General features: G+C 64.4%; 9 protein-coding genes, 2 tRNA genes and 2 pseudogenes. 3 read left to right on the top strand and 10 right to left on the bottom strand.

Annotated elements, in window-relative coordinates:
* The first annotated feature begins 106 nt into the window (after positions 1–106).
* Positions 107–619: a PPOX class F420-dependent oxidoreductase gene (locus tag WBF82_RS12935; RefSeq protein ID WP_424383415.1), complete on the top strand. Its 513-nt coding sequence runs from the start codon at positions 107–109 to the stop codon at positions 617–619.
* A 10-nt stretch (positions 620–629) separates the two neighbouring features.
* Here WBF82_RS12935 and WBF82_RS12930 read toward each other — a convergent pair.
* From WBF82_RS12930 to WBF82_RS12915, 4 genes are all read right to left on the bottom strand, one after another.
* Positions 630–702, bottom strand: a tRNA-Glu gene (locus WBF82_RS12930).
* A gap of 84 nt (positions 703–786) precedes the next feature.
* Positions 787–858, bottom strand: a tRNA-Gln gene (locus WBF82_RS12925).
* 117 nt (positions 859–975) lie between these two features.
* Complete coding sequence (gene gltX / locus WBF82_RS12920) at positions 976–2,505, bottom strand: glutamate--tRNA ligase (RefSeq protein ID WP_424383413.1); 1,530 nt, start codon at positions 2,503–2,505, stop codon at positions 976–978.
* A complete protein-coding gene (locus WBF82_RS12915) occupies positions 2,502–3,290 on the bottom strand; it encodes a fumarylacetoacetate hydrolase family protein (RefSeq protein WP_424383412.1) in 789 nt (262 codons plus the stop codon). Before WBF82_RS12915 ends, gltX begins: the two co-directional genes overlap by 4 nt.
* A gap of 95 nt (positions 3,291–3,385) precedes the next feature.
* Here WBF82_RS12915 and WBF82_RS12910 point away from each other — a divergent pair.
* Positions 3,386–4,519, top strand: a pseudogene (locus WBF82_RS12910) (MFS transporter); the annotation flags it as partial.
* Positions 4,520–4,652: 133 nt separating this feature from the next.
* Here WBF82_RS12910 and WBF82_RS12905 read toward each other — a convergent pair.
* The 3 genes and pseudogenes from WBF82_RS12905 to serA all read right to left on the bottom strand — a co-directional run bounded on the left by WBF82_RS12905 (position 4,653) and on the right by serA (position 7,332).
* Positions 4,653–5,663 (bottom strand): 3-isopropylmalate dehydrogenase, encoded by a 1,011-nt coding sequence (locus tag WBF82_RS12905; RefSeq protein WP_424383411.1) that lies wholly within the window; start codon positions 5,661–5,663, stop codon positions 4,653–4,655.
* A pseudogene (locus tag WBF82_RS12900) lies at positions 5,660–5,743 on the bottom strand (hypothetical protein); the annotation flags it as partial. The gene WBF82_RS12905 and the pseudogene WBF82_RS12900, both read right to left, overlap by 4 nt.
* A 2-nt stretch (positions 5,744–5,745) precedes the next feature.
* Positions 5,746–7,332 (bottom strand): phosphoglycerate dehydrogenase, encoded by a 1,587-nt coding sequence (serA, locus tag WBF82_RS12895; protein ID WP_424383410.1) that lies wholly within the window; start codon positions 7,330–7,332, stop codon positions 5,746–5,748.
* Positions 7,333–7,489: 157 nt separating this feature from the next.
* Between serA and WBF82_RS12890 the strand changes: the two genes are divergently transcribed.
* On the top strand, positions 7,490–7,957 hold the full coding sequence (locus WBF82_RS12890; protein ID WP_424383409.1) for a DUF4262 domain-containing protein: 468 nt from the start codon (positions 7,490–7,492) through the stop codon (positions 7,955–7,957).
* Positions 7,958–8,030: 73 nt separating this feature from the next.
* On the opposite strand, the gene ilvC is transcribed toward WBF82_RS12890, so the two are convergent.
* The 3 genes from ilvC to WBF82_RS12875 all read right to left on the bottom strand — a co-directional run.
* Positions 8,031–9,032, bottom strand: coding sequence for a ketol-acid reductoisomerase (gene ilvC / locus WBF82_RS12885; protein ID WP_424383414.1), 1,002 nt, complete (start codon positions 9,030–9,032; stop codon positions 8,031–8,033).
* Positions 9,033–9,069: 37 nt separating this feature from the next.
* Positions 9,070–9,588: an acetolactate synthase small subunit gene (gene ilvN, locus WBF82_RS12880; protein WP_424383408.1), complete on the bottom strand. Its 519-nt coding sequence runs from the start codon at positions 9,586–9,588 to the stop codon at positions 9,070–9,072.
* Positions 9,588–10,034, bottom strand: a 447-nt coding sequence (locus tag WBF82_RS12875; RefSeq protein WP_424383407.1) for a thiamine pyrophosphate-dependent enzyme, incomplete at its 5' end; no start/stop codon positions are given. The genes ilvN and WBF82_RS12875, both read right to left, overlap by 1 nt.

Genomic DNA, 10,034 nt, shown 5'->3' with positions numbered 1-10,034 from the left:
CCGCACCCTATGCAACGACACCGACAAAACCCCCCGGGCCACGCTGCTCACCAGCCCAAAATGGCCCGACTGCCAAAGCCGCCGTTCCCGTCGGGGCGGTGCACTGATGGGAACCAATCAGCGCGCGAGCATCGTCATGTCCGAAGACGAGATCGCCGATTTTGTCGTCAAAAGCCGCACCGGGACGCTGGTCACCATCAGCTCCGACGGGCAACCGCACTTGACCGCGATGTGGTACGCCGTGGTTGACGGCGAAATCTGGCTAGAAACGAAGGCCAAGTCGCAGAAGGCGGTCAACCTCACACGAGACCCGCGGGTGAGTTTTTTGATCGAGGACGGCGACACCTATGACACCTTGCGTGGAGTGTCCTTCGAAGGAGTCGCCGAGATCATCGACGATCCCGACGTCGCGCACCGGGTTGGGGTCAGCGTGTTCGAGCGCTACACCGGTCCCTACACCGACGAGATGAAGCCGTTCGTCGAGCAGATGATGAACAAGCGGGTCTGTGTACGCATCGTGGCCCGTCGCTCGCGTTCCTGGGATCACCGCAAGTTGGGCTTGCCGGCCATGCCGGTGGGCGGATCGACGGCACCGGCCGTCGTGGAGACCGGCCAGTAAATTTCGTTTGTAGCCCCGATGGGATTCGAACCCACGCTACCGCCGTGAGAGGGCGGCGTCCTAGGCCGCTAGACGACGGGGCCAGAACCGATCCAGAGACGATCCGGAGTGCCAGCATAGCTCACCGGCATACGCCCACCTAATTGCTTAGCGCTGGAAAGAATTTGCTGGGGTACCAGGACTCGAACCTAGAATGGCTGAACCAGAATCAGCTGTGTTGCCAATTACACCATACCCCATTGGCTGCCTAAAACAGCTGGTCAAAGGCATCCCGCAGACGATGTGATGGTCATGCTGCCGCTGCTGCCAGCTGCCCAAGGGCCGACGTGCAGACTACCAAACAATTCGGTCGCTTCTCACACCTCGGCACTCTCGCCCGGCTCCTCCTCCGGCCGCGACGCGGCCGGCATTGTCGCCGGGCGCCCAACCTGATCGCGAGCTTCCCGCACACGCTGCAGACTGCGCTCGCGGCCAAGCAACTCCATCGATTCAAACAGCGGCGGGCTGACTAACGATCCGGTGATTGCCACCCGGATCGGGCCGAAAGCCTTGCGCGGTTTGAGCCCAAGCGCCTCGATCAACGCGCCCTTGAGGGCGGCCTCGATATCGGCCACCGTCCAATTCGCCAGCTCATCCAGCGCTGTCACCGCGGCGTCGAGAACCGGGCCGGCGTCGCTACTTAATTCCTTGCCCGCGGCCTTGGGGTCGATCGTGTACTCGTCGTCGTTGAAAAACTTCAGCAGCTCCCAGGCATCACTCAGCACGACGATGCGCGTTTGCACCAGGCCGGCGGCCACCGCGAATCGTGCATCGTCCAGCCCGGTGTGCTGCCCGTGCGTTGTGAAGTAGTCGCGCAGTCTGCGGGTGAAATCGTCAACGTCAAGCCGTCGGATGTGCTCGGCGTTGATCGCGTCAGCCTTTTTCTGGTCGAACCGCGCTGGGTTGGCGTTGACGTCGACAACATCGAAAGCGGCCACCATTTCCTCGAGGCTGAACACGTCACGGTCCGCCGCGATCGACCAGCCCAGCAGCGCAAGGTAATTCAGCAGCCCCTCGGGTATGAAACCGCGGTCCCGGTGGGCGAACAGATTCGACTGCGGGTCACGTTTCGACAGTTTCCTTGTGCCTTCGCCCAACACCGTTGGCAAGTGGGCGAATTCCGGAACCCGATCGGCAATCCCAATGCTGGTCAGCGCATGATACAGCGCGATCTGCCGTGGCGTTGACGGCAACAGATCCTCGCCGCGCAACACGTGGGTGATCTTCATCAGGGCATCGTCGACCGGGTTGACCAAGGTGTACAACGGATCACCGGTTGCGCGGGTCAACGCGAAATCGGGCACGACACCCGCCGCGAACGCAGTCGGTCCGCGGACCAGATCGTCCCAGCCCAGATCTTCATCGGGCATCCGCAACCGCACCACCGGTTTACGGCCATCGGCCAGATACGCCGCTCGCTGCTGCTGCGTCAGATCACGGTCGAAGTTGTCGTAGCCCAGCTTCGGACTGCGGCCGGCGGCCAGATGGCGCGCCTCGACTTCGGCAGGCGTGGAGAACGCTTCGTAAGCCTGGCCCGAGGCGAGCAGCTGAGCCACCACGTCGCGGTAAATGTCGCTGCGCTGCGACTGCCGGTAAGGACCGTAGCCCCCGCCCACCTCGGGGCCCTCGTCCCAATTCAGCCCGAGCCAGCGCAGCGCATCCAACAACGCCAGATAGCTTTCCTCGCTGTCGCGTTCGGGGTCGGTGTCCTCGACGCGGAACACAAAGGTGCCCCCGGTGTGTCGAGCGTAGGCCCAGTTGAACAGCGCGGTACGAATCAAGCCGACATGCGGAACACCGGTTGGCGACGGGCAGAACCGCACCCGCACGCCGGTTGCTTGGTTCACGACTTTCCCTTGCGGACAACGGGATTGGTCAACGTTCCGATTCCCGCGATGGTGATGCTTACCGTGTCGCCGTCGTCGATGGGCCCGACGCCGGCTGGCGTGCCGGTGAGAATGAGATCACCGGGCAGCAACGTCATTACCGCCGAAACCCATTCCACGATCGCGGCGATACCGTGGATCATCAATGAGGTACGACTGTCTTGTTTGACTACGCCGTTGACCTCGGTGCGCAATTCGAGGTCGGACGGATCGACGTCGCTGACGATCCACGGCCCGACGGGGCAGAACGTGTCGTGGCCCTTCGCCCGTGTCCACTGGCCATCGGCGCGCTGTTGGTCGCGTGCCGACACGTCGTTGGCGATGGTGTATCCCAGGATGCTCTCGGCAGCGCGCGCCGCCGTGACGTCCTTGCAGGGTCGACTGATGACCGCTGCTAGTTCTCCCTCGAAATGCACGGGCGATGCGTCAGCCGGCAATCGGATCGGCACATTGGGCCCGATGATTGCGGTATTGGGCTTGAGAAAGATCACCGGATCGGCCGACGCTTCACCGCCCATCTCGGCGATGTGCTCGGCATAGTTCTTGCCGATGCAGACCACCTTGCTCGCCAGCATCGGGGCCAGCAGTCGCGTGTCGGCCAACGGCCAAGTGCGGCCGGTGAACGTCGGGTTGCCGAACGGATGCTCGGCGATCTCCCGGGCCACCATCCCGCCGGACTCATTCGGGTCGCCGTCGATGCTGACGAACGCGACGCCGTCAGGACTGGCAATTCGGCCGAGGCGCATTTGCCTGAGCCTAGTGAAAGGTTCGCGCAACCTGCGCAGCCGGGCTGGTTGTCGCTATCGCCATCGCATCCACATCGCTGTGCGAGCATTGATTAATGCCGACGCAGCCGGACGACGATGCCGGGCCGGCACGGCCCGGTGAGAAGTCCTGCAATCAAACCGAGCCGACCGGCACGGTCACACTCAGCGCGGGCCGACGCTGGTCGATCGTGGTGGTTTCGCTGGTGGTGACGGCAAGCGCGTTCGTCTTCATCAACGGCGTCGCGTTTCTGATTCCCGCCCTGGAGGACGATCTGGGCACGCCGCTGGCCGAGGCGGGGTTGCTGTCGTCGATGCCGAGCTTCGGCATGGTGGCCACGCTGATTCTGTGGGGCTATGTCCTCGACCGGGTGGGCGAGCGCATCGTGTTGACGGTCGGCTCGGCACTGACCGCAGCAGCCGCCTACGCGGCGACGACGGTGCACTCGATGGTGTCGTTCGCCGCGCTGCTGTTCGCCGGCGGGATGGCGGCCGCCAGTTGCAACTCGGCCGGCGGCCGGCTGGTCTCCGGGTGGTTTCCGCCCGAGCAACGCGGTTTGGCGATGGGTGTTCGCCAGACCGCGCAGCCGCTGGGAATCGCGTTGGGCGCGTTGGTCATTCCCAAGATCGCTGAGCACAGCCGATCGGCGACAGCGGCCCTGATAGTTCCGGCCGTGCTTTGTGCGGCATCGGCGCTGGCCAGCCTCGTCGCGGTCATCGAGCCGCCTCGCAAGGAATGGGACGAGGCCACCGATCGGGAGCTGGCCAATCCCTACCGCGGATCGCGGGTGCTGCGCCGGATTCACGCCGTCTCTGCGCTGCTGATGGTGCCGCAAACGATGACCGTGACGTTCATGCTGATCTGGCTGATCTCGAACTACCGTTGGTCGATCGCCTCGGCGGGCGTCCTGGTTACGCTTTCCCAGCTGCTCGGGGCCGTGGGCCGAATCGTGGTTGGTCGATGGTCGGATCGGGTGGGCTCGCGGTTACGTCCGGTGCGCATGATGGCAGTCGCAGGTGTGCTGGTGCTGGCCGGGTTGGCGGTGGCCGATCATCTGCGCTCATCGATCGCCGTCCCGCTGATGGTTGCGGCATCGGTTATCGCGGTGCTCGACAACGGGCTGGAATCCACCGCGATCACCGAGTACGCCGGACCGTTCTGGAGTGGACGCGCATTAGGCTTGCAGAACACCTACCAGCGGCTGATGGCCGCCGGTGCGCCACCGGTGTTCGGTGGACTTATTGCCGCGCATGGTTATCCGCCGGCGTTCGCGGTGTGCGGCCTTTTCCCGCTGCTGGCGGTCCCGCTTGTGCCGGCCAAGGTTCTCCCGCCCGGCCTGGAGACTAGAGCGCGGACGCTATCCTTTCGCCGACTTCGGCGGTGGATAGCTGTTCGGTCGGGCGACTGGCCAGATGGGACGCCACGGCCCGGTCCACTCGCGCGGCGGCAGCGTCTTCGCCGACGTGGGAAAGCAGCAGCGCCACGGACATGATCGCGGCAGTGGGGTCGGCGATCCCCTGACCCGCGATGTCGGGCGCGCTGCCGTGTACCGGCTCGAACATCGACGGGTTGGTCCGGGTGGCATCGATATTGCCGCTTGCGGCCAACCCGATGCCTCCGCATACCGCGGCGGCCAAATCCGTGATGATGTCGCCGAATAGGTTGTCGGTGACGACCACGTCGAACCGGCCCGGATCCGTGACCAGGTGGATGGTCGCGGCGTCGACGTGCTGATAGGCCACCTCGACGTCTGGGTACTTCTCGCCGATTTCTTGCACGGTCCGCGACCACAGCGATCCGGCGAATGTCAGCACGTTCGTCTTGTGCACCAGGGTTAGATGCTTGCGGCGCTGCGTTGCTCGCTCGAAAGCGTCTTGCACGACGCGGCGGACACCGAACGCGGTATTGATACTGACTTCGGTGGCCACTTCATGGGCGGTGCCGGTCCGAATCGCGCCGCCGGTGCCGGTGTATGGACCTTCGGTGCCCTCGCGGACCACCACGAAATCGATGTCAGGGTTACCGGCGAGCGGGCTGCGCACGCCCGGATACAGCCGTGCCGGACGCAGATTCACGTGATGATCCAGCTCGAAGCGCAGCCGCAGCAGCAGACCCCGTTCGAGCACGCCGCTGGGCACAGATGGATCCCCAATAGCCCCAAGCAAAATCGCATCGTGTGCCCGTAGTTCGGCAATCGCCGTCTCCGGCAGTACTTCACCTGTCGCGTGGAATCGCCGCGCGCCCAGGTCGTAATCGGTCTTGTCCACGCCGGGCAACACCGCGTCGAGCACCTTGACCGCTTCAGCGACGACCTCCGGCCCGATGCCGTCGCCGGGAATCACTGCCAATTTCATTGGCGCCGCTCCTCCTCATCGCTGCGGCCCCCTCGCCGCTGCGCCGCTGGGGGTGCCCCCACTGCATCGTCGCCGGCGCGTTTCACGAGAGGTCAACCACTTCGAGCTTGTTCGCATTGACGGCGGCGCCGATCGCCGACCGAACGTCGGCGGGCACGTCGCGATCCAGGCGCAGCAAGATCGTCGCGCTCGGTCCTTCGGCGTCTTCGGACAACTGGGCGGCGTGGATGTTGACCCCGGCAGTGCCGAGCAGGGTGCCGATCTTGCCTAATGCCCCAGGCTGGTCGGCGTAGTTGATCACCAGGTTGGTGCCCTGTGCGCGCAGGTCGAAGTTGCGACCGTTGATCTGCACGATCTTTTCCACCAGCTGCGGGCCGGACAGCGTGCCGGCGACGTTGACGACCGAACCGTCGGAAGCCACCGCCCTCACATCGACAACGCTGCGGTGGTTCGGACTTTCGCTGGCCGTGCTGAGATCGGCTGCCACGCCGCGTTCTTCAGCGATCGCCGGGGCGTTGACGAACGTCACCTGATCTTCGACAACCGCGGAAAACAGCCCGCGCAGCACCGAAAGGCGTAGTACCTCAACATCTTCGGATGCAAGCTCGCCGCGTACCTGTACCGACAACGACACCGGCAGCTCCTCGGAAAGCGCACCCACCAGCACACCGAGCTTGCGCACCAGGTCCAGCCAGGGCGACACCTCGTCGCTGACGACCCCGGCGCCGACATTGACGGCGTCGGGAACGAACTCGCCGGCCAGCGCCAACTTCACGCTGGCGGCCACGTCGGTGCCCGCCCGGTCCTGAGCCTCCTCGGTCGAAGCGCCCAGGTGTGGGGTGACCACCACTTGCGGCAGGTCGAAAAGCGGGCTGTCGGTGCACGGCTCGCTGGAGAACACGTCGATGCCCGCGGCCCGAACATGTCCGCTAGTGACGGCGTCGGCCAACGCAGCCTCGTCGATCAGCCCGCCGCGCGCGGCGTTGACGATGACTACCCCGGGCTTGGTTTTAGCCAGCGCGTCCTTATCGATCAGGCCCGCTGTCTCAGGTGTTTTGGGCAGATGCACCGAGATGAAGTCGGCACGGGTCAGCAGCTCGTCGAGCGGAAGCAACTCAATACCCAGCTGGGCCGCGCGTGCCGGCGACACATACGGGTCGTAGGCCACGATGTGGGTCTCGAAAGCTGCCAGCCGCTGCGCCACCAGCTGCCCGATACGACCCAGCCCGACTACCCCGACGGTCTTGCCGAAGATTTCGGTGCCCGAGAACGACGAGCGCTTCCAGGTGTGCTCGCGCAGCGTCGCATCGGCCGCAGGGATCTGGCGCGCGGCCGACAACAGCAGCGCCAACGCATGCTCGGCGGCGCTGTGAATGTTGGACGTCGGGGCGTTGACAACCAGCACACCGCGCTCGGTGGCCGTCTCGACGTCGACGTTGTCCAGCCCCACGCCGGCGCGGGCGACAATCTTCAGCTTGGGCGCGGCGGCCAACACTTCGGCGTCGACCGTCGTGGCCGAGCGCACCAGCAGCGCGTCGGCTTCCGGCACCGCCGCAAGCAGTTTTTCCCGGTCCGGGCCGTCAACCCAGCGGACTTCGATTTCGTCGCCCAGCGCGGCGACGGTTGATTCGGCAAGTTTGTCAGCGATCAGAACGACAGGCAGGCTCACCCGGCCAGCCTATGCGGCGACCGCAAGCGCGGCGAAGCCGGGCGTAGCGGGTCGCCGCCATGTGCAACGTGGCGGCTGTAGCCGGATTGCGCACCCTTTCGTGTCGGTGTCCAGGTGGATTCTGTCGGCAAGCATGACGACGGAAGGAGAAACACCCATGTGCTGGATGTGCGATCACCCGGACGCCACCGTGCTGGAGTGGTTGGAGCTCATACATGAGGAGGTGCAGAAGCAGGGCTGGGTGGTGCAATTCGTGGAGAGCGACCGCACGCCGTATGCCTATACGGTCGGTTTGCATAAGCGCGGCCTGCCCGAGCTCTTGGTGACAGGCCTGTCACCGCAGCGGGCGGCTCGGATTCTCAACAGCGTCGCCGAGTATCTGCTGGACGGGGGAAGGCCAATTCCGGGCGAGCGGATATTAGTAGGCGGCGAGGTCCTGGTTGACGTTGTTCAGGTGCAGCATCCCGATGCGCGCATGAACGTGGCGGTCGCCTTCTATGGCAGTGAGCTGAAGGCGCTACAGCTGGTCTGGCCCGACGACCAGGGCCACCGACCGTGGTGCCCCGAGTTCAGCAACGGTGAGATCCGGCAACCGGTGTTGGGCGTGCGAGTAGACCCGCCTTAATCCGACATCGACGTTAGCGCGACGACTCGCCGAAGCGGTCAGCGCCAGCGTCGATCTCGCAGCGACCGAAAAGTTACGCCGTTTCGGTGATCGGGCGGTCAACCCAGCTCATCAGATCACGCAGCTTCTTGCCGACGACCTCGATGGGATGCTCGGCGTTTTCTTTGCGCAACTGCTCGAGCTGCTTGTTGCCGCCGTCGACGTTGGCCACCAGCTTCTTGACGAAGCTGCCGTCCTGAATGTCGCGCAGGATGCTGCGCATCCGCTCCTTGGTGTCGGCGTCGATGACGCGCGGACCCGACAGGTATCCGCCGAACTCAGCCGTGTCGGACACCGAGTAGTTCATCCGGGCGATGCCGCCCTCGTACATCAGGTCGACGATGAGCTTGAGTTCGTGCAGCACCTCGAAGTACGCCATCTCCGGCGGGTAGCCCGCCTCGACCATGACGTCGAAACCGGTTTTCACCAATTCCTCGGTGCCGCCGCACAGTACGGCCTGTTCGCCGAATAGGTCGGTTTCGGTCTCGTCTTTGAAGGTGGTTTTGATCACGCCGGCGCGGGTGCCGCCGATGCCTTTGGCGTAGGACAGCGCCAGCGCCTCGCCTTTACCGTCCGGGTCTTGGTCGACGGCGATCAAACACGGCACACCTTTGCCGTCGACAAACTGGCGACGAACCAAGTGCCCCGGGCCTTTCGGGGCGACCATCGCCACGGTCACCTCGGCGGGCGGCTTGATCAAGTCGAAGTGGATGTTGAGGCCGTGGCCGAAGAACAGTGCATCGCCGGGCTTCAGGTTGGGCTCGATGTCGTTTTTGAAGATGTCCGCCTGGGCGGTGTCGGGAGCCAGCAGCATGATGACGTCGGCCCACTTGGCCACCTCGGCCGGTGTGCCAACATCGAGACCCTGCTCCTCCACCTTGGCGCGGGACTTCGAGCCTTCCTTGAGCCCGACGCGCACCTGGACCCCGGAATCGCGCAGGCTCAGCGAGTGCGCGTGCCCTTGGCTGCCGTACCCGATGACGCCGACCTTGCGGCCCTGGATGATCGACAGGTCCGCGTCGTCGTCGTAGAACATCTCTAGTGTCACGGTGTATTTCCTTCTATTCGTTGAGTTATTTGGCAGTACCGATGCCGCGTGGCCCGCGGGACAGCGATACCAGGCCGGATTGGACGATCTCGCGCACGCCGAAGGGCTCCAGCACTCGCAGCAGCGCCTCTAACTTGCCATGGTCACCGGTGGCTTCGATGGTCAACGACTCCGGCGACACGTCAATCACCTTGGCGCGAAACAAGTTAACCGCCTCGATAACTTGGCTGCGGGTGCCAGCGTCGGCGCGTACCTTGATCAGCGCCAACTCTCGGGCCACCGAATTGTGGTCATCCTGCTCCACGATCTTGATGACGTTGACGAGCTTGTTGAGCTGCTTGGTGATCTGCTCGAGCGGTGTCTCCTCGGCCGAGACGACGATCGTCATCCGGGACATGTCCTTTTGCTCGGTGGCCCCCACTGCAAGCGATTCGATGTTGAAGCCACGGCGGGAGAACAGTGCAGCCACCCGGGCCAGCACACCGGGTTTGTCTTCGACCAGCACCGACAGCGTGTGCGTCTTCGTCGCTCCGGTCGCGCTCATCACGCGTGCCCCTCGTTGCCTTCGTCGTCGAAGAGCGGGCGAATGCCGTGGGCGGCCTGGATTTCGTCGTTGCTGGTTCCGGCGGCCACCATCGGCCACACCTGCGCGTCGGCGCCGACTATGAAGTCGATGACCACCGGCCGGTCATTGATCGCCCGTGCTTGGTTGATGACGTCGACGACGTCTTCTGCACGCTCGCAACGCAATCCGACGCAGCCCATCGCTTCGGCCAACTTGACGAAGTCCGGGATGCGGTGCGAGTGGGTGGCCAGGTCGGTCTGGGAATAGCGCTCTTGATAGAACAGCGACTGCCATTGCCGCACCATGCCCAGGTTGCCGTTGTTGATCAGCGCGACCTTGATCGGGGCGCCCTCGATCGCGCAGGTAGCCAGTTCCTGGTTGGTCATCTGAAAGCAGCCATCGCCGTCGATCGCCCACACTTCTGC

This window comes from Mycobacterium sp., from assembly GCF_049673265.1.
GTDB lineage: Bacteria > Actinomycetota > Actinomycetes > Mycobacteriales > Mycobacteriaceae > Mycobacterium.
Note: the sequence above shows the minus strand (reverse complement) of the source record. Positions and strands in the feature narration are given on the sequence as shown.